1 protein-coding gene is annotated in these 582 nt (G+C 76.5%); it reads left to right on the top strand.

The genetic code is table 11. The annotated features are described in order from the left end of the window. Nucleotides 1–582, top strand: a 582-nt coding sequence (locus tag KVT32_RS28430; protein WP_217619243.1) for an HAD family hydrolase, incomplete at both ends; no start/stop codon positions are given.

Here is a 582-nt window from a genome sequence, read left to right as displayed (position 1 = left end):
GGACCGGGCGCTGGCGATCGCCGCCGCGCTGGAAGCGGGCAGCGCCCACCCGCTGGCGCAGGCGATCCGCGCCGCGGCGCCGTCGGCGACGGCCCAGGCCAGCGGTGTCGCCTACACGGTCGGGCAGGGATTGGAGGGCGAGATCGACGGCCTGCGCTACCGCCTCGGCGGGGCGGCCTTCGTCGCGGCGTTGGCGGGCGATGCGCCGCCGCTTGCGCCCGACGGCGAGGGCAGCGCCGTCTGGCTCGGCAGCGCCGGCGCCTGGCTGGCGCGCTTCGACATCGCCGACGGCTTGCGGCCCGAGGCGCTCGAGGTGGTGCGCCGCTTCGAGGCCGCCGGCAAGACCGTGGTCCTGCTCAGCGGCGACGACGCGCGCACGGTGGCGGCGGTGGCGAGCCGGCTCGGCGTCAAGGTCGCGGCGGGCGGCCAGCTGCCGGACCAGAAGCTGGACTTCGTGCGCCGGCTGCAGGGCGAGGGGGCGGTCGTGGCGATGGTCGGCGACGGCAACATCAACACGCTGGCGGTCAACCCCCCGCTCTTCAAGCGCCTGCCGTACGACGTGGACAAGGACCTGACGCCGGT

Origin of the sequence: Achromobacter sp. GbtcB20, assembly GCF_019091095.1 — a bacterium.
GTDB lineage: Bacteria > Pseudomonadota > Gammaproteobacteria > Burkholderiales > Burkholderiaceae_B > Achromobacter > Achromobacter mucicolens.
The sequence above is the reverse complement of the archived record's forward strand: the minus strand, read 5'-3'. Positions and strand labels throughout refer to the sequence as shown.